The sequence below is a fragment of the Rhodococcus sp. NPDC055112 genome (assembly GCF_053607505.1).
This window is the reverse complement of sequence record NZ_JBSGTR010000008.1, coordinates 41,870-65,320: the sequence shown is the minus strand read 5'-3', so window position 1 is coordinate 65,320 and position 23,451 is coordinate 41,870. Positions and strand designations below refer to the sequence as shown.

General features: G+C 69.0%; 24 protein-coding genes and 1 pseudogene. 13 read left to right on the top strand and 12 right to left on the bottom strand.

Features of this window, described 5'->3' with window-relative positions; genetic code table 11:
• Positions 1–83: 83 nt before the first annotated feature.
• Complete coding sequence (gene sepH, locus ACWFRB_RS06430; protein WP_452639627.1) at positions 84–953, bottom strand: septation protein SepH; 870 nt, start codon at positions 951–953, stop codon at positions 84–86.
• A gap of 242 nt (positions 954–1,195) precedes the next feature.
• Here sepH and ACWFRB_RS06425 point away from each other — a divergent pair, with 242 nt between their 5' ends.
• Together ACWFRB_RS06425 and ACWFRB_RS06420 are read left to right on the top strand one after the other, a co-directional pair.
• Positions 1,196–1,930, top strand: coding sequence for a hypothetical protein (locus ACWFRB_RS06425; protein ID WP_452639626.1), 735 nt, complete (start codon positions 1,196–1,198; stop codon positions 1,928–1,930).
• Positions 1,931–2,416, top strand: coding sequence for a nucleoside deaminase (locus ACWFRB_RS06420; RefSeq protein ID WP_452639625.1), 486 nt, complete (start codon positions 1,931–1,933; stop codon positions 2,414–2,416).
• Here ACWFRB_RS06420 and ACWFRB_RS06415 read toward each other — a convergent pair.
• Positions 2,413–2,796: a hypothetical protein gene (locus ACWFRB_RS06415; protein WP_452639624.1), complete on the bottom strand. Its 384-nt coding sequence runs from the start codon at positions 2,794–2,796 to the stop codon at positions 2,413–2,415. The two genes, ACWFRB_RS06420 and ACWFRB_RS06415, sit on opposite strands and share 4 nt — an antisense overlap.
• 125 nt (positions 2,797–2,921) lie before the next feature.
• Here ACWFRB_RS06415 and ACWFRB_RS06410 point away from each other — a divergent pair, with 125 nt between their 5' ends.
• Positions 2,922–3,311, top strand: a complete 390-nt coding sequence (locus tag ACWFRB_RS06410) for a RidA family protein (protein WP_072751450.1) — start codon at positions 2,922–2,924, stop codon at positions 3,309–3,311.
• Positions 3,312–3,375: 64 nt separating this feature from the next.
• On the opposite strand, the gene ACWFRB_RS06405 is transcribed toward ACWFRB_RS06410, so the two are convergent.
• Positions 3,376–4,821 (bottom strand): flavin-containing monooxygenase, encoded by a 1,446-nt coding sequence (locus ACWFRB_RS06405; RefSeq protein WP_452639623.1) that lies wholly within the window; start codon positions 4,819–4,821, stop codon positions 3,376–3,378.
• Between the two features lie 246 nt (positions 4,822–5,067).
• Here ACWFRB_RS06405 and ACWFRB_RS06400 point away from each other — a divergent pair, with 246 nt between their 5' ends.
• The gene (locus ACWFRB_RS06400; protein WP_452639622.1) at positions 5,068–5,256 is read left to right on the top strand and encodes a hypothetical protein; all 189 of its coding nucleotides are present in this window, start codon (positions 5,068–5,070) and stop codon (positions 5,254–5,256) included.
• Positions 5,257–5,261: 5 nt separating this feature from the next.
• On the opposite strand, the gene ACWFRB_RS06395 is transcribed toward ACWFRB_RS06400, so the two are convergent.
• From ACWFRB_RS06395 to ACWFRB_RS06385, 3 genes are all read right to left on the bottom strand, one after another.
• A complete protein-coding gene (locus ACWFRB_RS06395) occupies positions 5,262–5,780 on the bottom strand; it encodes a hypothetical protein (RefSeq protein ID WP_452639620.1) in 519 nt (172 codons plus the stop codon).
• 149 nt (positions 5,781–5,929) lie between these two features.
• Positions 5,930–7,045 carry a phosphoserine transaminase gene (serC, locus tag ACWFRB_RS06390; RefSeq protein WP_027500951.1) on the bottom strand — a complete coding sequence of 372 codons (1,116 nt, stop codon included), beginning with the start codon at positions 7,043–7,045 and terminating at the stop codon, positions 5,930–5,932.
• 50 nt (positions 7,046–7,095) lie between these two features.
• Entirely contained in the window at positions 7,096–8,220 is a 1,125-nt protein-coding gene (locus tag ACWFRB_RS06385) for a citrate synthase 2 (RefSeq protein WP_027500950.1), read from the bottom strand.
• 238 nt (positions 8,221–8,458) lie between these two features.
• Between ACWFRB_RS06385 and pdxH the strand changes: the two genes are divergently transcribed.
• From pdxH to ACWFRB_RS06355, 6 genes and pseudogenes are all read left to right on the top strand, one after another.
• Complete coding sequence (gene pdxH / locus ACWFRB_RS06380) at positions 8,459–9,160, top strand: pyridoxamine 5'-phosphate oxidase (protein ID WP_452639619.1); 702 nt, start codon at positions 8,459–8,461, stop codon at positions 9,158–9,160.
• The gene (locus tag ACWFRB_RS06375; RefSeq protein WP_452639617.1) at positions 9,157–10,434 is read left to right on the top strand and encodes an MFS transporter; all 1,278 of its coding nucleotides are present in this window, start codon (positions 9,157–9,159) and stop codon (positions 10,432–10,434) included. The genes pdxH and ACWFRB_RS06375 overlap by 4 nt, the downstream gene beginning before the upstream one ends.
• 96 nt (positions 10,435–10,530) lie before the next feature.
• Positions 10,531–11,478, top strand: a complete 948-nt coding sequence (locus tag ACWFRB_RS06370) for an aldose 1-epimerase family protein (protein WP_452639616.1) — start codon at positions 10,531–10,533, stop codon at positions 11,476–11,478.
• A gap of 111 nt (positions 11,479–11,589) precedes the next feature.
• The gene (locus ACWFRB_RS06365; RefSeq protein WP_027500946.1) at positions 11,590–12,888 is read left to right on the top strand and encodes a citrate synthase; all 1,299 of its coding nucleotides are present in this window, start codon (positions 11,590–11,592) and stop codon (positions 12,886–12,888) included.
• Between the two features lie 5 nt (positions 12,889–12,893).
• Positions 12,894–13,244 (top strand): annotated as a pseudogene (locus ACWFRB_RS06360) (FKBP-type peptidyl-prolyl cis-trans isomerase); the annotation flags it as partial.
• A gap of 30 nt (positions 13,245–13,274) precedes the next feature.
• Complete coding sequence (locus ACWFRB_RS06355) at positions 13,275–13,616, top strand: FKBP-type peptidyl-prolyl cis-trans isomerase (protein WP_452639755.1); 342 nt, start codon at positions 13,275–13,277, stop codon at positions 13,614–13,616.
• Positions 13,617–13,673: 57 nt separating this feature from the next.
• On the opposite strand, the gene ACWFRB_RS06350 is transcribed toward ACWFRB_RS06355, so the two are convergent.
• From ACWFRB_RS06350 to ACWFRB_RS06335, 4 genes are all read right to left on the bottom strand, one after another.
• Complete coding sequence (locus ACWFRB_RS06350) at positions 13,674–13,823, bottom strand: hypothetical protein (RefSeq protein ID WP_452639615.1); 150 nt, start codon at positions 13,821–13,823, stop codon at positions 13,674–13,676.
• A gap of 60 nt (positions 13,824–13,883) precedes the next feature.
• Complete coding sequence (locus tag ACWFRB_RS06345; protein WP_452639753.1) at positions 13,884–15,170, bottom strand: sensor histidine kinase; 1,287 nt, start codon at positions 15,168–15,170, stop codon at positions 13,884–13,886.
• Positions 15,171–15,202: 32 nt separating this feature from the next.
• Positions 15,203–15,910 (bottom strand): response regulator transcription factor, encoded by a 708-nt coding sequence (locus tag ACWFRB_RS06340; protein WP_452639613.1) that lies wholly within the window; start codon positions 15,908–15,910, stop codon positions 15,203–15,205.
• Between the two features lie 133 nt (positions 15,911–16,043).
• Positions 16,044–17,735, bottom strand: coding sequence for an alkaline phosphatase D family protein (locus ACWFRB_RS06335; protein WP_452639612.1), 1,692 nt, complete (start codon positions 17,733–17,735; stop codon positions 16,044–16,046).
• 156 nt (positions 17,736–17,891) lie between these two features.
• Between ACWFRB_RS06335 and ACWFRB_RS06330 the strand changes: the two genes are divergently transcribed.
• From ACWFRB_RS06330 to ACWFRB_RS06320, 3 genes are read left to right on the top strand one after another with little or no spacing between them, the layout of a single operon-like run.
• Complete coding sequence (locus ACWFRB_RS06330; RefSeq protein WP_452639610.1) at positions 17,892–19,241, top strand: cryptochrome/photolyase family protein; 1,350 nt, start codon at positions 17,892–17,894, stop codon at positions 19,239–19,241.
• 9 nt (positions 19,242–19,250) lie between these two features.
• Positions 19,251–20,615, top strand: a complete 1,365-nt coding sequence (locus tag ACWFRB_RS06325; RefSeq protein ID WP_452639609.1) for a TIGR01777 family oxidoreductase — start codon at positions 19,251–19,253, stop codon at positions 20,613–20,615.
• A complete protein-coding gene (locus tag ACWFRB_RS06320) occupies positions 20,612–22,093 on the top strand; it encodes an SDR family oxidoreductase (RefSeq protein WP_452639607.1) in 1,482 nt (493 codons plus the stop codon). The genes ACWFRB_RS06325 and ACWFRB_RS06320 overlap by 4 nt, the downstream gene beginning before the upstream one ends.
• A gap of 16 nt (positions 22,094–22,109) precedes the next feature.
• On the opposite strand, the gene ACWFRB_RS06315 is transcribed toward ACWFRB_RS06320, so the two are convergent.
• Entirely contained in the window at positions 22,110–22,700 is a 591-nt protein-coding gene (locus tag ACWFRB_RS06315; protein ID WP_452639606.1) for a lipocalin family protein, read from the bottom strand.
• A 15-nt stretch (positions 22,701–22,715) separates the two neighbouring features.
• Positions 22,716–23,375 carry a fasciclin domain-containing protein gene (locus tag ACWFRB_RS06310; RefSeq protein WP_452639605.1) on the bottom strand — a complete coding sequence of 220 codons (660 nt, stop codon included), beginning with the start codon at positions 23,373–23,375 and terminating at the stop codon, positions 22,716–22,718.
• Between the last annotated feature and the right edge of the window lie 76 nt (positions 23,376–23,451).

Sequence of the window (23,451 nt, the reverse complement as noted above, 5' to 3'; positions counted from 1 at the left end):
TCCCCCTGCTCACTTCAGATACTTAGTGTTACTCGGCGTAACTCTAAGTGATCCCCTGTGGCGGGAGTCGGTCCGGGTATCGGTCAGCCGCGACCGCTGCTGCGCACACCGAGCAGGACGTCGTCCCAGGACGGCAGCGAGGGCTTGCCGCGCTTGTCCTTGGCGCCCTGGTGCTGCGGCGCCGGCTTCGGTTCGTGCTCCTCGTCCTCGGAGGGGATGATGTCCTCCTCCTCGAAGAGGGAATCCATGGCGCCGGGTTCGAGCGGCTCGGGCTCCGCCACCTCTTCTTCGACCTCGCCCTCGATCACGGCTTCGAGGACGGGGGAGTGCGGGTCCTCGACGGAGATCGGGGCGAGTCCGCGTAGCGGGCGCCCGAAATCGGGGTCGATCAGGTCGGTTGCGGCCGCGTCGAGCGGGGCGATGGTGCCGCCGTGGGAGTCCGGCTGGAAACGCCAGTGCGCCGCATTGCGGGTGCGCCCGGCCTGCCATTCGAGCTGGGCGATCCAATGCCCCTCGTCGTCGCGCCACGCGTCCCACTCGGCCTCGTCGAGGTTGTGGCCGCGGGCGCGGAACGCCAGGCCGACGATCTCGGCGAGTGTCAGGACGGTGGGGCCGTTCTCGCGCACCGGGTGACCGGCCTGCGCCATCTCGGCGGCACGCGAGCGTTCGAGCAGCACCGGGTGTGCGAAGCTCTCGATCTTCTTGACCGACACACCGGCCTCGGTCGCCACCTGCTCGACCGTGGCACCGGCCCGGATGCGGGCCTGGATGTCGCGGGGCCGGATTCGGCTCTCGGTCTCGATCTCGATCTGCCCGAACCGGGCGACGTCGCCCCGGGAGGCCGCGCGGAGCTTGTCGTCGGCTGGTACGCGAAAGCGCTCGCCGCTCTCGCTGTCGGCGCACACGATGTGTGTTCCGTCGGGCTCAAGTCCGATCACTCGAAGTTCTCGCACCGTGACCTCCCTCATCGCGTAGCTCGCGATATTGCCCTTGCCGACTGTAATCGACCCGTGATGGGGGTCGGGTCAGGACACGCCTCGCCCGGTCAACAGGTTTGGATCGGGGCGCGCTATTGTCTCTGGCCGAAATTCTGTCGAATTCGGGGCTACCCTCAGAAAATCGGACGTGGTCGGACCGGTGGGGGCAGGGCGCGATGATCGAGAAGGCTCCGGATACGCGGGCAGGTCCCTCGCCCGTGCGTCGAGCGTGGGATGCGCTCGGCGCGATGCTCGACGGCCCCCTGACCGGGCTCGCTCCGTGGATCGTTCTCGCGGTCGTCGAGGGTCCGGGGCGCCTCGCCCTTGCGGCCGGGATCGCACTGTCCCTCTCCGTGCTGTTCGTCGCCGTCGACCTGCTGCGTGGGCGGTCCCTGAAACTGCTCGGCGTGATCGACATCGTGTTCTTCGCGGCGCTGCTGGCCGTCCATTTCCTGCTGGACCAGGCGGGTCAGGACTGGATGGAGACCTGGGTCGGCGAGATCGCGAACATCACGCTGGTCGTCATCGCGGTCGGCTCGATGCTGGCCCGGATGCCGTTCACCATCCAGTACGCGCGCGAGGAGGTGGACGAGCAGTACTGGCGGACACCGCAGTTCCTGCGGATCAACTACGTGATCACCGGCGTGTGGGCCGCGGCGTTCCTGGTCGCCGCGATCGCCGGGTTCTATGGCGATGCGGTGCTGCGCGACAGCGACAACCTGTGGACGGGGTGGGTGATCCAGACCGCGGCGATGCTGATCGCGCTGCAGTTCTCGGCGTGGTATCCGGAGGATCCGCGGCCACCGCTGAGCGCGTTGCTGGCCCCGCTGGCGGTGTGGTTGATCCCGGTCGGCATCCTGATCCTGACCGACGACGGCGGCCCCGGCTGGTTGGGATACGCCTTCATCGCGGCGGGGGTCGCCGCACAGGCACTTCTGCGAAAGGGAGAGTAGATGACTGGCCTCGACACCGATGACCTCGCGAACCTGCGCAGGGCGATCGAGCTCGCGAACGAGACAGGAGAGGCCGGTAACCGGCCCTTCGGTGCGGTGGTCGTCGGCGCAGACGGCGAGGTGATCAGCGAGGGCGCGAACTCCGTGACGACTTCCGGTGACGTGACCGAGCACGCGGAACTCGACGCCATCACCACCGCCTGTGCGGAGGGTCGCACGGACGACCTGGTCGGCAGCACCGTGTACGCGAGCGGGGAGCCCTGCCCGATGTGCGGCGCGGCGATGGTGTGGGCGGGGGTGCGCCGCGTCGTGTTCGCGGCGTCGGCGGCGGAGTTCGGCGAGATCCTCAGCGGGGGGCCGCGGTTCGGCCTCGGCTGCGCCGAGGTCATCGCGTCCGCCGATGCAGGCATCGAGGTGAGCGGACCCCACCTCGGCGACGAGGCGCTCGACCCGTTCCTGCGCTTCGTGGCGGAGCCGGAGCTCTAGAAGGGGAAGGTTGACACGTCGTACACCTCGTTGATGTGCACTTCATCCACCACCACGGCATTCGTCACGAGCGACCAGCAGTAGACCGAGATGTCGTAGTAACCAGCCTTGAGGCCGCGGAAGGTGATCGTGCCGTATGCGCCTTGTCCGGCGTTGTTGTAGAGGTACTCCGCGGGATAGTTGACGTTGGCCCCGAAGAGGTGTGGGGTCACCTTGCAGCCGAGGTTCTCTGGCGTCGAGAACACTACGTGGACATACAACTCGCCGAAACCGGCTTCTGTCCGGAAGTCGCTGGCACTCGCCGGACCCACGCTGACTGCTGCCAACACAGGCAGCGCCACCGCTGCGACAAACGCTGCGCGAAGCGGGTTCTTGTTCATCAGGGTCCTCCGTGGTTGGTGTCCTCCAATCCTGGGTCCCGACAGTCTGCGGGACCATCACCACCAGGGCGGGAATCGCTCCACCCTGTGCAGTCCGTCCGTGGCGCCCTGACAGAATCAGCGCCATGTCGAATCGAAACAACATCTCGTCCGGCTCCGACTGGGAGTCGAAGATCGGATACTCGCGGGCCGTCCGCATCGGCCAGCAGGTGTCGGTGTCCGGTACCACCGCGTCGGGCCCCGACGGCCCGGTCGGCGGCGACAGCCTCGCCGAGCAGACCCGTGAGGCGGTCAGCCGGATCGTCGCCGCCCTCGCCGAGGCGGGCGCGAAGCCCGAGGACGTCATCCGTACCCGGATCTACCTCACCGACATGAGCCGCTGGGAAGAGGCCGGTCTCGCGCACGGTGAGGTCTTCGGCGAGATCCGTCCCGCCACCACGATCCTCGAGGTGAGCGCGCTCATCGATCCCGCGCTGCTCGTCGAGATCGAGGCCGACGCGATCATCGCGGAGTAGATCTCCACTCGTCGAAAACAGGTCAGCCCCCGGCGCGATGTCGGGGGCTGACCTGTTTCCCGGGTCAGGAGCTGAACTGCATGGCGTCGTCCTCGAGCCTGCCGTGCCGCAGGGTCACCACATCGTGCGCATAGCTCATGCCGAGCTGCCACGGCGCCTTGGTTCCGGTCCTGGGGAACTCATCGATCGAGCGCTGGACGTAGCCGGCGGCGAAATCGAGCAGCGGGCGAGTGGACAGCGCCGGGTCGTCGTTGGTCGGCACGCACACCGTGTGGCCCTGCCGGTCCATGTGCGCGAGCAGACGGCACACGTAGTCGGCGACGAGGTCGGCCTTGAGCGTCCAGGACGCATTGGTGTAGCCGACCGTGAAGGCGAAGTTGGGCACGTCGCTGAGCATCATGCCCTTGTAGGCGAGGGTGTCCGGCAGGGAAACCGCACGGCCGTCGACGGTGAATTCGATCCCGCCGAACGCGAGCAGGTTCAGGCCGGTCGCGGTCACGATCACGTCGGCAGCGAGCTCCGCGCCGGACTCGAGCTCGATGCCCCGCTCGGTGAAGGTCGCGATCCGGTCGGTGACCACCGACGCCTTGCCGTGCCGGATGGCCCGGAACAGGTCGCCGTCCGGCACCAGGCACATCCGCTGGTCCCAGGGGTTGTAGCTCGGCGTGAAGTGGGTGTCGATGTCGTACCCGGTGGGCAGCGCGCGTTGCTGGGCTCGCCGGAGGTACCACTTGACCAGGCGCGGCTGCCGCTGGCTGAGCTGGTAGGTGACGGTGGAGAAGGCGACGTTCTTCCACCGGGCGATCGGGTAGGAGAGCCTGTCGCCGAGCAGTCGCCGCAGCCCGTTGGTGGTCGGGTCCTTGGCGGGCAGGGCCGCGATGTAGGTGGGGGAGCGCTGCAGCATCGTCACGTGCTCGGCCCGGTCGGACATCGAGGGCACCAGAGTGACGGCGGTGGCGCCACTGCCGATGACGACGACCTTCTTGCCGGTGTAGTCGAGGTCCTCGGGCCAGTGCTGGGGGTGCACGATCCGACCCTGAAAGCGGTCGGTGCCTTCGAAGTTCGGCGTGAATCCCTCGTCGTAGCGGTAGTAACCGCTGCAGACGTAGAGGAAGTTGCAGGTGACCGTGACGGTGTCGTCGCCGTGCGTGGCCTCGACGGTCCATCGGGCGTCCTCGCTCGACCACTGGGCGCGCACCACGCGGTGCCCGAAGCGGATCTGCTTGTCGATCCCCGCCTCGCGGGCGGTGTCCCGGACGTACTCCAGGATGGCCGGGCCGTCCGCGATCGACTTCTCGTCCGTCCACGGCCGGAACCGATAGCCGAGGGTCTGCATGTCGGAGTCCGACCTGATCCCGGGGTAACGGAACACATCCCAGGTGCCCCCGATGGCATCGCGGGACTCGAAGATCGCGAAGGACCGGGCGGGGAACTTCGCCTGGATCTGGTGGGCGGCGCCGATCCCGGACAGTCCGGCACCGACGATCAGCACGTCGATGTGCTCGGTCACGGCGGGCCTCCTCAGAGAAGTCAATGTAAGTGTGAGCGACGGTACCGCATATCTTCCGGTTCCGAAACGGCGAGGGGTCGGCGCGGGGTGTTCAATCGGCCGCCTACCAGCAGATATTTACCTGTGATTGATGACACAACTATTGACGCGAGGCCCTTCCTGCACCTTTACTTAGGTAGCCCTAATGAAGGGCACGCTAAGTCTTCCCTCTGTTGTGTTCGCCGTAGTTGTCAGGATCGATCGCCCATGTACGACATCTTCACCCTGGCCCGTGCGGCCGACGCCGTCGCCGACCTGTTCGACGACCCGACCTTTCTCGCCGCCACGGCTCGCCGCGCATCCGCGGAGGAGGCCACCGCGTTCTCCGCGTTGCTCGAGGCGGCGGGCCGCGACGACATCCGAGCGAGTTTCCTGACCACGATCACCGGCCCCTAGGGCAGCTACCCGCCGGCACCGTTGTTCGGGTTGGTGCAGATGGTGCCCTCGCACGGGACGTCGGTGCCGTCTCCGTTCGGGTTCTGCATCACCGCGCCACCGTTCTGCTGCGGGTCGGTCCCGGCGCCGTGATCCGGGTTGGTGCAGATGGTGCCCTCACACGGAACGTACTTTCCGCTGCCGTCGGGGTGCGGGATGGCGTCCGGTGCGACGTAGCTGCCGATGGGGCATCCCGGATCCTGGTTGCGCGCACAGTATTCGGTGCTCAGATTGTTGTCGGTGGAGCCGTCCGCGCCGACGGGTCCTGGGGCAGGCGCCACCACTACCGGAGCGGGCGATACCGGGGCGGCCCCCGGCGTCAGTGCGGCCGGGGTCGCAGGCGCGGCGGTGGTGCTCGGCGCGGCCGCGGTCGACGTCGCCGCCGCCGTCGTGGTCGTGGACGTGTCCGATGAGTCGCTCCCACATCCCGCGGCGAACGCGGTCAGGGTGAGTGCGGCGAGGACGACGAAACAGCGTTTGAACATGAAACGATTCCCTCCCAATCGATGTCAGTCGCTGCCGATCCTGTCAACGTCGGGTCGAAATGTGTGCCAACCCACTGCGTACGCAGTCCGCGTCACAAAGCAGTCAGCCCCCGGCAGGAGATGCCGGGGGCTGACTCACTGGGTTCGGCTCAGAGCTGGCCGACGACCCAGTCGATGCTCTTGGTCAGCGCGGTGACGTCCTCGGGATCGATCGCCGGGAACATGCCGACGCGCAGCTGGTTGCGGCCGAGCTTGCGGTACGGCTCGGTGTCCACGATTCCGTTGGCGCGCAGGATCTTCGCCACCGCGGCGGCGTCGATCTTGTCGTCGAAGTCGATGGTGCCGACGACCTGCGAGCGGTGCGCCGGATCGGCCACGAACGGGGTGGCGAACTCGCTGGCCTCGGCCCAGTTGTACAGGCGCGAGGACGAATCGGCGGTGCGCTTGGTCGCCCAGTCCAGCCCGCCGTTGCTGTTCATCCACTCGATCTGGTTTGCGAACAGCAGAAGGGTGGCCAGCGCAGGCGTGTTGTACGTCTGGTCCTTGGAGCTGTTGTCCACCGCGATCGGCAGCGACAGGAAGTCCGGGGTCCAGCGGCCCGTGGACTTGATCTCCTCGACTCGGGCCAGGGCGGCCGGGCTCATGATCGCGATCCACAGACCGCCGTCGGAGGCGAAGCACTTCTGCGGGGCGAAGTAGTAGACGTCCGAGTCGGCGATGTTCACCGGCAGGCCGCCTGCACCGGAGGTGGCGTCGATCGCGATGAGCGCGTTCTCCGAGCCGGCCGGGCGCGACACGGGGATCGCGACACCGGTGGAGGTCTCGTTGTGGGCCCAGCCGATGAGGTCCACCGACGGGTCCGACACGGGCGCGGGCGCGCTGCCCGGCTCGGCCGAGACGACGATCGGGTCACCGATGAACGGGTTGGCCTTGGCCACCGAGGCGAACTTCGAGCTGAACTCGCCGTTGGTCAGGTGCAGGGACTTCTCACGGATCAGGCCGAACGCGGCCGCGTCCCAGAATGCGGTGGTGCCACCGTTGCCGAGCACCACCTCGTAGCCCTCGGGCAGCGAGAAGAGGTCGGCCAGGCCGGAACGCACCCGGGCGACGACGTCCTTGACCGGCTTCTGACGGTGGCTGGTGCCGAACACCGAGGCGCCCACGTCCACGAGCGACTGGAGCTGCTCGGGGCGGACCTTGGACGGGCCGCAACCGAATCGGCCATCGACGGGCTTGAGGTCGGCGGGGATGATCGGGGTGGTCATCGGTTCGAGTTCCTTCTCGTTGGTGGTGCGAAACGGGTAGAGGGCCCGAATCAGCCGGCGATCTGGTCCCAGCCCTGGACGGACTCGGGGGTGCGGGGCTCGGGTCCGGTGTAGATGGCGGCCGGGCGGACCAGCTTGCCGAGGCGCTTCTGCTCCATGATGTGTGCACACCAGCCCGCGGTGCGGCCACAGGTGAACATCGCGGGCATCATGTGCGCCGGGACCTCGGCGAAGTCGAGGATGACGGCGGCCCAGAACTCGACGTTGGTCTCGATCGCGCGGTCCGGGCGGCGCTCGCGCAGCTCGGCGAGCGCGGCCTGCTCGAGCGCGGCAGCGGCCTCGTAGCGGGGCGCGTTCAGGCGCTTTGCGGTGGCACGGAGCACGCGGGCGCGCGGGTCCTCGGCGCGGTACACGCGGTGCCCGAAGCCCATCAGCTTCTCCTTGCGGTCGAGGATGCCCTTGACGAGAGCGCGGGCGTCGCCGCTCTTCTCGGTTTCCTCGATCATCGGGAGGACGCGGGCCGGGGCGCCACCGTGCAGCGGGCCGGACATCGCGCCGATGGCGCCGGAGAGCGAGGCCGCGACGTCGGCGCCGGTGGAGGCGATGACGCGGGCGGTGAAGGTGGAGGCGTTCATGCCGTGCTCGGCGGCGGAGACCCAGTACGCGTCGATGGCCTCGGTGTGCGCCGGGTCCGGGTCACCCTTCCAGCGGGTCATGAAACGCGCGGTGACGGTGGGGCATTCGTCGATGACCTTCTGCGGCACGGCGGGCTGGTAGACACCGCGGGCCGACTGCGCCACGTAGGACAGCGCCATCACCGATGCACGGGCGAGCTGCTCGCGGGCGGTGTCGTCGTCGATGTCGAGCAGCGGCTGGTATCCCCAGATCGGCGCCAGCATGGCCAGGCCCGCCTGCACGTCGACGCGGACGTCGCCGGTGTGGATCGGCAGCGGGAACGGCTCGGCGGGCGGCAGGCCCTGGCCGAACTGGCCGTCGACGAGCAGGGCCCAGACGTCGCCGAAGGTGACGCCGCGGGCGACCAGGTCCTCGATGTCGACTCCGCGGTAGCGCAGCGCGCCACCGTCCTTGTCAGGCTCGGCGATGTCGGTGGTGAAGGCGACGACGCCCTCGAGACCGCTGACAAAATCCTCGGGTACTGCCGCGCTCGCTGCCATTGCTCGTGGACTCTCCTCGTCGTCTTCGGTATTCGCCCGGTCCGGGCTGCTCCGCCTAAGTCATCGCCGTCGTGCGGGGCGCATGCATGGTGTGCAAGCACTGCGCCGCCGTGACTGGTAGCCCTGCGTCGCGGGAATCGCGGGTGCGATCCACGGTCGACAGGGTGGGTCAGGTCAAACTCTAGCCCGTTGCGTGGCGTGGGTGAGCGGCACATACCCGGGAGTAACGTCAGCGGCTGTGTCACCCGATTCCGAGCCCGAGTCCGCCGCGAACCCCGACCTCGCCGCGATGCGGGTCGGCTATGCCCATCAGGACCCGAATCCTGCTGTGCCGGAGGGAAATCTCGGCGCGGAATCGCTGCGCGGAGGCTGGTATCCGTTGCTGCGCCGGTGGCTCGACCAGGCCCGCTCGTCCGGCATCGCCGAACCCAATGCGATGGTGCTCGCCACGGTCGACGCGGCGGGCAGGCCAGCCTCGCGGACGGTGCTGTGCAAGGGGCTGTCCGAGGACGGATTGGTGTTCTACACCAATTACGGGTCGAACAAGGCGCGGGAGCTGGCCGGTTTCCCCTACGCGTCCGCGACCTTCTCCTGGATCGCGTTCGCCCACCAGGTGACCGTCAGGGGATCGGTCTCCCGGGTGGACCCGGGGGTGACCGAGAAGTACTGGCACACCCGGCCGCGCGGTTCCCAGCTCGGGGCCTGGGCCTCGAACCAGTCGAGCCCCATCGACTCGCGTGTCGCGCTCGAGGCGCAGCTGGCCGAGGTCACGGCCAGGTTCGCCGACGTCGACGACGTGCCGGTGCCCCCGAACTGGGGTGGCTTCCTGCTCCGCCCGGACAGCGTGGAGTTCTGGCAGGGCAGGGCGAACCGCATGCACAACCGGGTGAAGACCGCCCTGACGGACGGCGTCTGGACCGCGGAGCGATTGCAGCCTTGACCGAGGTCACCCGCAGGCGGCTGCTGGCCGACGTCACGCCGCTGCAGAACCAGGACTTCCGTCGGCTGTGGGTGGCGGGCATCGTCACCGTGATCGGCGCCCAGATCAGCGTCGTGCTGGTGCCGCTCCAGGTCTACGAGATCACCAGGAGTTCGGCCTATGTCGGATTGACCGGCCTGTTCGGGCTGGTCCCGCTCGTCGTGTTCGGGCTGTGGGGCGGCGCGCTCGCCGATGTGATGGACCGCCGCAGGCTGATGACGATCACGACAATCGGGCTCGCGGTCACCTCGGTGCTGTTCTGGGCGCAGGCCGCGGCCGGGGTGAACAACGTCTGGCTGGTGCTGGCGCTGTTCTCGCTGCAGCAGGCGTTCTTCGCGGTCAACTCGCCGACCCGCAATGCGATCATCCCGCGGCTGTTGCCCTCGCGAGCGCTGCCCGCCGCCAACTCACTGAACATGACGGTCTTCCAGTTCGGTGCGATCGCGGGCCCGCTGCTGGCTGGCGTGCTCGTCCCGGTGACAGGGCTGGCCGTGCTCTACCTGGTCGACGCGATCGCCCTGATGGCGACGCTGTGGGCGGTGTTGCGGTTGCCCGCGCTGCCGCCGACCGGCGCCGCCACCAGGGCCGGGCTCCGGGCGGTGCTCGACGGCTTCGCGTACCTGTCCACGCAGAAGGTGCTGCTCGCGTCGTTCGTCGTCGACATCATCGCGATGGTGTTCGGCATGCCGAGGGCGCTGTTCCCCCAGATCGCGCACGAGAGCTTCGGCGACCCGGTGAGCGGCGGCGTCGCGCTGGGCCTGCTGTTCGCGGCCATGTCGGCGGGCGCCGTGATCGGCGGCGTGTTCTCGGGCTGGCTGCCGGGGGTCAGGTACCAGGGCCGGGCCGTGGTGGCCTGCATCGTGGCGTGGGGTCTTGCGATGGTGGGCTTCGGTGTCGCGGTCGGGTTCGCAACCCCCGAAAACTCGGCGGCACTGCTGTGGGTAGCCCTCGGATTCCTCGCGTTCGGCGGTGCCGTGGACATGGTCTCGGCCGCGTTCCGCAGCACGATGCTGCAGCAGGTGGCGACCGACGAGATGCGCGGACGGCTGCAGGGGGTGTTCATCGTGGTGGTCGCGGGCGGGCCGCGGATCGGCGACGTCCTGCACGGCGCGGCGGCCTTCGCCGTCGGGACCGCGGTCGCCGCGGCCGGCGGCGGGGTGCTGGTGGTGATCGGTGTCGGGCTGGCCTGCCTCGCGTTCCCGATGTTCCTGCGGTACCGGGTGCGGCGCGACTGATCCCGCGCCACTGATCCCAAGGGGCGGTGGCTTTGACCGGATGGATGCCGTCGCGCGCCGATTGGTGGACACTGTGTGCCATGTGCGAGTCGTGTCATGTCTGAGTCCGTCAACGGCGCCGTTCGCTCGCCTGGTGTGCGCAGCCTCAAGATCGAGCACGGTGACTATCGCGCCGAGGTCGTCTCCCGCGGGGCCGGTCTCCGGCTGCTCGAGATCGGAGGCAGGCCGCTCACCGAGACCTCGCCTGCCGGGGAGAAGCCGCCGCTGTCGGCGGGGCTGGTCCTCGCTCCGTGGCCGAACCGGATCCGCGACGGTTACTTCATCTTCGACGGCGTCGAACATCAGCTGGCCATCACCGAGCCCGACAGGAACAACGCGATCCACGGGCTGGTGCGCCGCGACGACTGGGAGCTCGAGGAGCACACCCCGAACCGGGTGCGGCAGAGCATCCGCCTCGGCCTGCACAAGGGCTGGCCCTACCCGCTGCAGCTCACGACGACGCACGAGCTGGGACCGGCGGGGCTGACCGTCACGCACACGGCCGAGAACATCGGCGCGATGCCCGCACCGTTCGGGATGGGCGTGCACACCTTCGTCCGGGCCGGCGACACCCCGCTCGACGAGTGCACCCTGCGGCTGACCGCGGGCACCCGGTTGCCGCTGGACCAGGAGCGGATGCTGCCGGTGGGCAACTCCGAGTCGGTGTACGGCACCGACTACGACTTCACCGCACCCCGCTCGCTCGACGGGGTCTGGCTGGACACGCCTTTCAGTTCGATCGTCCCGGATCCGGACGGCCGCGCCCGGCACGAGTTGCGCGCCCCCGACGGCTCGGGGGCGGTGCTGTGGACAGACCGCCAGTTCGGCTGGATCCAGGTGTTCACGGCTGATCCGGAGCGGGGCCAGGGCTATCCAGGCCGCGGCCGTGCCCTGGCGATCGAACCGATGACCTGCCCACCGGACGCGTTCAACTCGGGCATCGACCAGGTGGTGCTGCGGCCCGGTGAGACCTGGACGGGGACCTGGGGTCTCGGCGCGCTCTAGTGGTAAATCCCACTCGGCGTGGACCCTCCCTGGGCAAGTTGGCGTAACAGAGACTAGGTTCTATCCGACTGATAGTGCTACTCGCTGATCCGAGTTTGAGAGGGATCCTTCGTGCCCGCTGCCGATGACACCACACCGACGCTCAGCTACCCCGGTGGCGAACATGCGATGACGATTGCCCGTGCAACTGAGGGCAATGACGGCATCGAGCTGGGCAAGCTCCTGTCCGCGACCGGGTACACCACCCTGGATCCCGGATTCGTCAACACCGCCTCCACCAAGTCGGCGATCACCTACATCGACGGCGAACAGGGAATCCTGCGTTACCGCGGCTACCCGATCGAGCAGCTCGCGGAGGGCTCGACCTTCCTCGAGGTCAGCTACCTGCTGATCTACGGCGAGCTGCCCTCGGTCGACGAGCTGGCCGCCTTCACCACCCGCATCCAGCGTCACACGCTGCTGCACGAGGACCTCAAGCGGTTCTTCGACGGCTTCCCGCGCAACGCGCACCCGATGCCGGTGCTGTCCTCCGCGGTCAACGCGCTGTCCGCGTACTACCAGGACTCGCTGGACCCCGACGATCCGGAGCAGGTGGAGCTGTCCACCACGCGCCTGCTCGCGAAGATGCCGACCATCGCGGCCTACGCGTACAAGAAGTCCGTCGGACAGCCGTTCCTGTACCCGGACAACTCGCTCTCGCTCGTGGAGAACTTCCTCCGGATGACGTTCGGCTTCCCTGCCGAGCCCTACGAGGTCGATCCGGAGATCGCCAAGGCGCTGGACATGCTGCTGATCCTGCACGCGGATCACGAGCAGAACTGCTCCACCTCGACGGTTCGCATGGTCGGCTCGTCCGACGCGAACCTGTTCACCTCCGTCTCCGCCGGCATCAACGCGCTGTGGGGCCCGCTGCACGGCGGCGCCAACCAGGCCGTGCTCGAGATGCTCGACGAGATCAAGGCGAACGGCGGCGACGCCAAGGAGTTCGTCCGCAAGGTCAAGAACAAGGAAGACGGCGTGAAGCTCATGGGCTTCGGTCACCGCGTCTACCGCAACTACGACCCGCGCGCGGCCCTGGTCAAGAAGGCCGCGGACACCATCCTGAGCAAGCTCGGCGGCGACGACGAACTGCTCGACATCGCCAAGTCCCTCGAAGAGACGGCGCTGACCGATGACTACTTCATCGAGCGCAAGCTGTACCCGAACGTCGACTTCTACACCGGCCTGATCTACCGGGCGATGGGCTTCCCGACGCGCATGTTCACCGTGCTGTTCGCGATGGGCCGGCTGCCCGGTTGGATCGCGCACTGGCGTGAGATGCACGAGGACCCGGCCACCAAGATCGGCCGCCCGCGTCAGATCTACACCGGTTACACCGAGCGTAACTACATCGATCTGGGAAGCAGGTGACTCGGATGAGTGACGAACCCGTGATCGAGTTCCAGGACGGCCCCCCGCCGACCGAGCTCGTGATCAAGGACATCACCGTCGGCGACGGCGCGGAGGCCACCCCCGGCGCCAAGGTCGAGGTCCACTACCTCGGCGTCGAGTTCGAGTCCGGCGAGGAGTTCGATTCCTCCTGGAGCCGCGGCGAGTCCATCAACTTCCCGCTGTCCGGCCTCATCGCAGGCTGGCAGGAGGGCATTCCCGGGATGAAGGTCGGTGGGCGCAGGCAGCTCACCATCCCGCCGGAGCTGGCCTACGGTCCGGCAGGCGCCGGGCACCAGCTCTCGGGCAAGACCCTGGTCTTCGTCATCGACCTGCTCGATGTCGTGGTTCCGCCTGCCGCACCGGTCATCGAGCCCGCGACGGGTCCGGCCCCGAGCGAGCTGGTCATCGAGGACATCACCGTCGGTGACGGCGCTGAGGCGCAGCCCGGTGGCGTCGTCGACGTCCACTACCACGGTGTCGAGTTCGACACGAACAAGGTGTTCGACTCCTCGTTCCAGCGTGGCGAGTCCGTGAAGTTCCCGCTCGGCCGGCTGATCCCCGGTTGGCAGGAGGGGATCCCCGGCATGAAGGTGGGCGGTCGCCGCAAGCTGACCGTTCCGCCGGAGCTGGCCTACGGGCCTGCCGGCTCGGGCCACCCGCTCGGCGGCAAGACCCTGGTCTTCGTCATCGACCTGCTGGACATCTAGTAGATCTTCGCCTCGGAGGGCCCCGTATCGCGTTGCGGTACGGGGCCTTTCGCGTGCTCAGGGCTCGAGGACCACGGGCACGTTCAGGACGCAGGTGATCCCGCCGGGTAGCTGGTAGCTGCCTGCGACCTGCCCTACGCCGACGCCCCCTGCCGCGGGACCGGTCGTGACGATGATGGTCCTGATGTCGCCAGGGTCGAGACTCACCGACGGTGTCGTGCCGCCAACCATCGTTACTCGCTCATGGGCGATCCCACATCCCCCGGCTCACGGCCGGTGCGGGAACTCCAGCACCAACCTGGCCCCACCGAGGTCGCTGACCTCGAAGTATGCGCGGCCGCCGTGCAGCTGCGCCTGCTGCGCCACGAGCGCAAGGCCGAGCCCGGAACCGCCCTTGCTGGCACCGGCGCCGCGGTAGAAACGCGCGAAGACCGCCTCGCGCTCGGCCTCGGGCACCCCTGCGCCGTCGTCGTCGACGGTGATCCTGACGGTGTCGGGGGACGTGCTGCGGGCGGCGAGGACCACCCTGGTGGCGCCGCCGTGGCGGATCGCGTTGGCGATGGCGTTGTCCAGTGCCAGCCGCAGGCCCGCAGGCAGGCCGCGGATCACCAGCGAGGGCTCGGATTCGACCAGGACCTGTACGTCCGGATGGTGCCGCCGCGCGTCCTGGGCGGCGAGGTCGCAGAGTTCGACGACATCGGTCGGCACGTGGTCGTCGTCGCTCGACAGTTCCCCGGAGGCGAGGCGTTCGAGCGCGGACAGGGTGGCCTCGACGCGGCCCTGGGTCCTCGCCAGGTCGGCGAGGATCTCGGTCCTCTGCGACTCGTCGAGCTCGAGGGTGCTCAGCACCTCGATGTCGGTGCGCATCGCGGTCAGCGGCGTGCGCAGCTCGTGCGCGGAGACGGCCGCGAAGTCGCGCGCGGTGTCGAGGGCCGCGGTGGTCTGGGACTGGGCCTCGGCGATGCGTCGCAGCATGAGCTCGATGGCGTCGGCCAGTTCCTCGGCCTCGCGGACCCCGGATGCCGTCGGCGGCGGGCCCTCGTGCGGTGGTCCGTCGCCGATCTGGTGGGTGAGCTGCACGATCGGACGGACGGCCCGTCCGCCGAAGATCCAGCCGAGCCCGGCCGCGGCGGCGATCGCGAGCAGCCCGGCGACCAGCACCCATTGCTGCTGCTCCGCGGTCACGTCCTTGGCCTCGGCGGCGGGCACCGCCAGCGAGACGGTCGTGTCGGTCCCCGCCACCGCAGTGGTGTTCACGCGGTACGCGGTGTGGTCGACGTTCACCGTGGCGGCGCCAACGGGCAGCTCGGGGAGTTGGGTCGGGGTGCTGGCGGCGAGTGCGCCGCCGTTTCGGATCGTGACGGCGAACGCACCCGCGTCGCCGAACCGGGGCAGGAACATCGAGGCGGTGCCGATGTTGACGATCAGCACCCGCGCCGCGGTCTCCAGCCGGCGGTCGAGCTGGCTCATGTTGTTTCGGGAGATCGCGAGGGCGACGAAGACGCCGAGCAGCGCGACGATGATGGTGGCGCCGAGGGCGGTGGCGGCCGCCACCCGGACCCGCAGCGAGTACGAGTGCCCGCGCCTCACGGCATTTCCCGGAGCACGAACCCGACTCCGCGGACGGTGTGCAGGAGGCGGGGCGAGCCGTTCGATTCGAGCTTGCGGCGCAGGTAGCCGACGAACACGTCGACCACGTTGGTGTCGGCGACGAAGTCGTAGCCCCAGACGAGCTCGAGCAGCCGCTCCCGGCTCAGCACGACGCCGCTGTTGCGGGCGAGGATGGCCAGCAGCTCGAATTCTCTTTTGGTGAGCTCGATTTCGCGGCCGCCCTCGTGGGCCCGCCTGCCCAACAGGTCGACGGTCAGTGGGCCAACGGTGATCGCGCCCTGCGGTGCAGGCGCGGCGGGCGGCGTCGTCCTGCGGCGCAGCATCGCGCGGATGCGGGCGACCAGTTCGGCGAGCACGAAGGGTTTGACGAGGTAGTCGTCGGCGCCCGCCTCGAGCCCCGACACCCGGTCGTCGACCGAGGCGCGGGCGCTGAGCACGCAGATGGGGATGTCGTTGCCCATCGCACGCAATGCCGTGACGACGCTCGCCCCGTCGAGGACCGGCATGTTCATGTCGAGGACGATGGCGTCGGGCGAGCGGTCGGCGACCACGGTGAGAGCCTCGGCTCCGTCCGAGGCGGTCAGGATCGTGAAGCCGGACAGGCGCAGGCCCCGTCGCAGGGAGACGAGCACGTCCTCGTCGTCGTCCACGACGAGGAGGGTGGCGTTGGCGGGTTCGGTCACCACGCCATTGTGCCCGGAAGGAACTGGTCAACGGGACCGGAGTGTGAGTTCTCGGTCATGTCCTGCGCAGTTGTCCTCGACGAACGGCGCAACGGATCCCACGTGCCCACGGTGCTGACCTACCTCGCCCGGGTCAGGCCGGCTCGATCACAGCCTGCCCGGCGGGGGTGCGAACCGACTTCGATGTCGCCACACCGGAGTTCGGGTTCAGCTTGTCGACCGCACGGAAATGGAATCGAGCCTCGCCCGCGTTGACGTCGAGCAACCCGTAGCCATGGCTGATCATGTCGACGTGCTTGACGTGCGGATTGTGGTCGCGCCGATTGGCCTCCTCTGCCCGCGCGCTGCCGGCCGCGTCGCCACTGCTGCCGGTGTACCCGCCGTCCCCGGTGTTCGTGGACGTGACGGACGGAACGACGAATTCGACGCCTGCCCGCCGGCTGCCGGGCGCGTTGGCCTGGGCCCCGCTCGGTGTGTTGGGCGCGAAGCCGGTGTCCCACAGTTCGCCGGCGTATCCGTCGTGGTCGTCACCGGTGACCAGCACCAGGTTCTCGACTGACTGGGCCGCGGTGGACAGGATCTCGGCCCGCTCGGCGCCATAGCCGTCCCAGGTGTCCATGGAGGCGCGGGTGCCGTCGTCCGCCACCACCATGCCCATCATCATGTTCGCATTGGCGACCACCTTCCATCGCGCATCCGATCCGGTGAGGCTGTCGAGCAGCCACCGCTTCTGCGGTGCGCCGAGCATGGAGCGGACCGGGGCGTCGGCGTCCGCGCACACGATGTGGTCCAGGGGGCCGCCGCAGGCCTGCCGGTCGCGGTACTGCCGGACGTCGGGTGCGAACAGTTCCACCGTCCGGCCCACGCGCAGCGAGCGGTACGTCCGGGTCGGGTCGTTGGCGAACCGGGGAACCGGCATGTGATCGAACCACGACTGCCACGCCCACTGTTTCTTCTGCTGGAACCCGACCGCGCCGTCGATGTCCGAGACCACCGGGAACTTCCAGCCGTCCTTGCTGTAGTTGTTGCGGAACTCGTGGTCGTCCCAGATCGGGAGGAACGCGTGCCGGCTGTGCATCAACCGCAGGTCGGCGTCCGTCCGATACTTGCGGTACTTCTCCCGCATGCCGTCGATGGTCTGCGGGTACGCGTTGGTCTCGACGCCCCGGACGCCGGGTTTGGTGAATTCGTACACGTAGTCGCCGAGGCACACGACGAAGTCGAGGTCCTCTTCGGCGAGGTGGCGGTGAGCCGCGTAGTAACCCTCCTCGAAGCCCTGGCAGGTGAACCAGCCGATGCGGACCGGCTCGTTGGAATCGGCTGGCCGCAGCGTCCGGAACCGGCCGACCGGCGACTCGCTCCCGTTGCCCCGGAACTGGTAGTAGTAGGTCTCGCCCGGGGCAAGGCCATTGGCATCGAAATGCACTGTGCCGTCGGCATCTTCACGCACCTGAACCCGTTCGGCAAGGACCGGGGAGGACAGGTCCTCCCGCCTCGAGACGATCAATGCGAGCTCCCCGCCGGCTCCGCCCGCGCTGCCCAGGCTGCCGGTACTCAGGCTGCCGGTGCCCAGGCTGCCACTGGCACTGCCCGAGCCGCCCGCTGCGCCCACCCGTGTCCACAGCGTCGCGCCGTCGGTCCGCGGCACCCCCGCCATGACCCCGTTGCCGAACTCTGGATTCCGGATCAAGCCCGCTCCCGCGTCGGGGGCCTGGCGCAGCACCGGCGTACCTCCGGCCACGGCGGGGAAGACTGCTGCGCCGCTGAGCACCGTCAGCCCGGTGAGGAAGGCGCGACGGGAGACGTTCCGATCGGGGGAAGGCATGGGTCACCTCGGGTGTGGGGTGGACATGGGCGGCGACGACCATAGCGTTGTTTGTTTTCCCGCGCTTCGAAAGTTCGTAACCTAGATGAACATCAGGTGTCCCGCGCACCGGAGAGTCGGACCCACTCCAGCGCCCGGCGGATGTGAGGATGAGACGTGTCGTCGACAACGGGTCCCGTGATCGTGTGGTTTCGGCGTGACCTGCGCACCGGGGACCTCCCGACGCTGACCGCTGCGGCTGCATCCGGGGGTGAGGCGCTCGCGCTGTTCGTGCTCGACGAGGCGTTGCTGCGGCCGTCCGGCGCGGCACGGCGCGACTTCCTCTACGGCAGCCTGGCAGCACTCGACGAGGAACTCGGCGGCAGGCTGTGCGTGGTCCGGGGCGATCCACGGGTCGTGGTGCCGCAGGTGGCGAGGGACATCGGGGCCTCCGAGGTGCACGTCAGCGCCGACTTCGGTCCGTATGGGCGCGCCCGCGACGACGCGGTGGCGAGGGAGGTCGAGCTCGTCCGTACCGGTTCGCCCTACGCGGTGGCGCCGGGCCGGGTGACGAAGGCCGACGGCGCGCCCTACCGGGTGTTCACCCCGTACTTCGGGCGCTGGCTCGACCACGGTTGGCGTGCGCCCGCGGACACCTCCGCGCGCACGGTCTCGTGGCTGGATCCTGGGCTGTCGATCCGGGTGCCGATCCCGCAGACCGCCCCCGCGAGCCGAGAGCAGGCGGGGGAGCGGGCGGCGCTCGCACGATGGGCGGAATTCCGGGACGAGGACCTGGCGGGCTACGACACGGGCCGGGACCGTCCCGACCTCGACCGCACGAGCCGAATGTCGGTGTACCTCAAGTACGGATGCATCCACCCGCGCACGATGCTCGCGGATCTCGCCGGTCGGCACGGCGCCGGACCTGTGGCGTTCCGGCGGCAGCTGGCCTGGCGGGATTTCTATGCCGACGTGCTGCACCACCGCCCCGACACCGCACGGCACAACTACGACCCGCGCTTCGACACGCTGCGGTACGACAGCGGACCCGAGGCGGAGTCGGCTTGGTCGGCCTGGTGTGCAGGTCGGACCGGGTATCCGATCGTGGATGCGGGCATGCGTCAGCTGCTGGCCGAGGGCTGGGTGCACAATCGGGTCCGGATGATCGTCGCCTCCTTTCTGGTGAAGGACCTGCACCTGCCGTGGTGGCGCGGGGCCAGGTACTTCATGCGGCACCTGATCGACGGTGACCTGGCCTCGAATCAGCACGGTTGGCAGTGGACCGCCGGATCGGGAACCGATGCGGCCCCGTACTTTCGGGTGTTCAACCCGATCAGCCAGGGGCAGAAGTTCGACCCCGACGGCGACTACGTGCGCCGTTGGGTGCCGGAACTGCGCGGCGTGGCAGGCGCCCGGGTACACACGTTGGCCGACGGTCGTCCCCACGGCTACCCGGACCCGATCGTGGATCACGGCATCGAGCGTCGGGAGGCGCTGGCACGCTACGGCGAGCTGAAACGGGGTTAGGGTCGAGCGATGGGCATCGTGTACTCGAGCGTGGTGGACACGCCCCGAGTCGAGGTCTTCGACTGGTACGGCAGGCCGGGCGCCTTCGCCCGGCTGTCCCCGCCGTGGCAGCCGCTGCGGATCGTCTCCGAGGCGGACTCGCTCGCCACCGGACGCGCGGTGCTCGCGCTGCCCGGTGGGCTCCGGTGGGTGGCTCGCCACGACGGCGCCGCGTACGACCCTCCCCATCGCTTCGTCGACGAGCTCGCCGCCGGTGGGCTTGCATCGCTTCCGGTCCGGGCCACCCTGTCCTGGAGGCACATTCACGATTTCACCGAGGTCACCGCGGTATCGACCCGGGTGATCGACCGGGTCGAGACCTCGGTGCCGGAGTTTCTGTTGCGGTCGACGTTCGCCTACCGGCATCGCCAGCTCGCCGGGGACCTGGCCGCACACCGCCGGGCGAGCGAGCGGGGAGTCCGGCCGGCGGTGGTGGCGGTCACCGGCGCCTCCGGTCTCGTCGGGTCGGCGCTGACCGCGTTCCTGAGCACGGGCGGGCACCGGGTGATCCGACTGGTGCGGCGCGCACCGCGGACCGAGGACGAACGACGGTGGGATCCCTCGGATCCCGCCGAGGACCTGTTGGCGGGTGTCGACGCCGTGGTGCACCTGGCCGGGGCGTCGATCGCCGGGAGATTCACCGCGGCACACATGCGGGCGATCAGGGACAGCCGCGTCGGGCCGACCCGCCTGCTGGCGGGGCTCGCGGGCCGCACCGACGGCGGTCCGCGGACCTTCGTGTCCGCCTCGGCCGTCGGGTACTACGGATTCGACCGCGGCGAGGAACTCCTGTCCGAGGACAGTTCCCGCGGCGACGGGTTTCTCGCCGACGTGGTTGCCGACTGGGAGGCGGCCACCGCCCCCGCAGACCAGGCCGGGGTGCGGGTGGTCCTGCTGCGCACCGGGGTCGTGCAGTCCGCCAGGGGCGGCACCCTCGCGCTGCTCCATCCGCTGTTCTCGGCGGGGTTGGGTGGGCGGATCGGCGACGGCAGCCAGTGGCTGTCGTGGATCGGGCTCGACGACCTGGTGGACGTCTATCACCGTGCCCTGTTCGACGAGGCCCTCCGCGGCCCGGTGAACGCGGTGGCGCCCGCCCCGGTCCGCAATCTCGACTACACCCGCACCCTCGCGCGGGTCCTGCACCGCCCCGCGGTCCTGCCGGTTCCCGGCTTCGGCCCGCGCCTGCTGCTGGGCGAGAGGGGAGCCCGCGAGCTGGCCGAGGCCGATCAGCACGTCGTCCCGACGAGGCTCGCGCTCGCGGGGCACGGGTTCCGGCACCCGGACGTCGAGTCGGTGCTGCGCCACCAGCTCGGCAGGACGGTCGACTCCCCATGAGCGGCGCACACGTTCTTGTGCTGGGAGCGACCGGCTACATCGGTGGCCGATTGACGCCGCGGCTGCTCGCGGCGGGCCACCGCGTCAGGGTGCTGGTGCGGTCCCCGGACAAGCTGCACGACGTGCCGTGGGCGCCCGACGTGGAGATCGTGCGCGGCGATCTGGACGATGCGGAGTCGCTGGCGGGCGCGTTCACCGACATCGACGTCGTCTACTACCTCGTCCACTCGATGGGCGGCGGCACCGAGTTCATCGAAACCGAGCGACGCGGCGCGCAGAACGTGGTCGCGGCCGCGCGGTCCGCGAGCGTGTCGCGGATCGTCTACCTCGGCGGGCTGCACCCCGCCACGTCCGATCTGTCGACGCATCTGCGCTCGCGGACGCAGGTCGGCCAGATCCTCGTCGATTCCGGCATTCCGACGATGGTGCTGCAGGCCGGGGTGGTCATCGGGTCCGGCTCCGCGTCGTTCGAGATGATCCGGCACCTGACCAATCGCCTGCCGGTGATGACGACACCGAAGTGGGTGAACAACCGGATCCAACCGATCGCGGTCCGCGACGTCCTCTACTACCTGATCGCCGCAGCGGATGCCCCACTGCCGCGCAGCCGCAGCTTCGACATCGGGGGACCGGACGTGATGCGCTACGGCGACATGATGAAGGTCTATGCGCAGGTCGCGGGCCTGGCGGCCCGGCGCATCGTGGTGCTCCCTGTGCTGACACCGAGGCTGGCCGGCCTGTGGATCGGGCTGGTGACGCCGATCCCGGCCGCCCTGGGTCGGGCATTGATCGAGTCGCTCCACAATGACGCCGTGGTGGTCGAGCACGGCATCGACGACATCATCCCTCCGCCCACGGAGGGGCTGACCACGTACCGCGATGCGGTGCGTCTGGCTCTCGGCCGCATCGAACGGGGAGAGGTGGAGACCAGATGGGCCAACGCGTCACCGGTGGGGGCACCCTCGGATCCCCTTCCGTCCGATCCGTCGTGGGCTGGGGAGGTGGTCTACACCGACGAACGCAGCAAGGTGTGCGAGGCGGATCAGCAGACGCTGTGGCAGGTGGTCGAGAGCATCGGCGGAGAGAACGGCTGGTACTCGTTCCCACTCGCGTGGGCGGTTCGCGGCTGGCTCGACCGTCTGGTCGGGGGAGTCGGTCTGTCCCGCGGCCGTCGTGACGCGCGCCGGCTCCAGACCGGTGACGCGCTCGACTTCTGGCGCGTGGAGAAGATCGAGCGCGGCACCCTGCTGAGACTGCGCGCGGAGATGCGTGCGCCGGGAGGCGCGTGGTTGGAGTGGCGGATACGCCCCGCAGGCCCCGGCGCCTCTCGGCTCGATCAGCGGGCGATCTTCTTTCCCCGTGGCATCGCGGGACGCGTGTACTGGTACGCGATCCTCCCGTTCCACGGGATCATCTTCAAGGGCATGGTCAACAACATCACGGGCACCGCGGCCCGGCAGCCTGCCGACGAATCCTGAGAGCGACCGAGGTCCCTCACACCGTGCACAGCGGACGGATGTCCTGGCGTCCTCCGGTCGTCGGCGAGGTGAGCACTAGGCATGAGTTGTACCCGCGTGATTCGACGACGGCGCGGATCTCCCGCCACCGCTCGTCCGAGGCGGAGACCGTCCGCGACAGCACGAATCCGGAGAACCGGGCAGGGTCCCCGACCAGCGCCCACGAATAGTCGTCGGCGATGAAGCTCACGACGTAGTTCGTCGGACCGTCCAGTGAGTCCTGGGTCGAGACGCCGGGGAAGCTCACATGCAGTTGTGCGCCGGTCGCGGTGTCATTCACCCGCGCGTTGCCGATGACGCCGTTGTCGCCGCCGGTCCAGGTGGTGCAGTTGTTCTCGACGCGTACGTTCTGCGCGTCGGTCAGTGAGTACACGGCACGGGTGTCGCGGGCACAGTTCAGACTGAACGGCTGGGGCACCGCGGCGAGCTGATGCCAGGTGCCCAGATAGCGCTGTACGTCGAGCCGGGGAACCGGTGCCAACGGCGCGGCGGTGGCGGGCGCCGCGAGAAGCGCGGCGCCCGCGGTTGCGATCAGGCCAACGGTTGCGCGGATGATCGGTTTCTTCACGGCCGTTCCCATCTCCTATTGCGGCATCAGCACGGAATCGATCAGGTACACGGTGGCGTTCGCCGTCTGGACGCCGCCACAGATGACTGCGGCCTCGTTGACCTTCCAGTTGTCGCCGGACCCCGTGACCTCTACCGTGCCACCCTCGACCGTGGTCTGGGTGCCCTCGATGTCGCTCGGGGCGATCCGGCCGGGTACGACGTGGTAAGTCAGGACCTTCGTGAGCGTCGCCGAGTCGGTCTTGAGGCTGTCGATGGTGGCCGGGTCGACCTTGGCGAATGCCGAGTCGACTGGCGCGAACACGGTGAATTGTCCGCCGTCGAGGGTGTCGACCAGGTTCACCTGGGGGTTCAACTGTCCGGACACCGCCGAGGTCAACGTCGTGAGCATCGGGTTGTTGGAGGCGGCCACCGCGACGGGATCCTGCGCCATGCCGTCGACCGAGCCCGGCCCTGTGGGTACCTGCTCGGCGTACCCGGCGCAGCCAGGGCCGACCAACGACGAGGCCGTGGCATCGGCGCCGTCCATGGATTCGGAGGTCTCCATCTGGGGCATCGCGGCCGACTCCGCGGCGGACGAGGAGGTCGAATCATCTGACGAACAGGCCCCGAGCCCGAGCGCGGCAACCGCGCTCACGCCGACCGCCGTCAGGATCTTCCGTTTGCTGGAGTTCATTGCGACGTCCTCTCCGAATGCCGACCTCTCGGGTGGAGGTCCGGTCGCACAGTGCTTCGGAGCGGACGGCACGGCG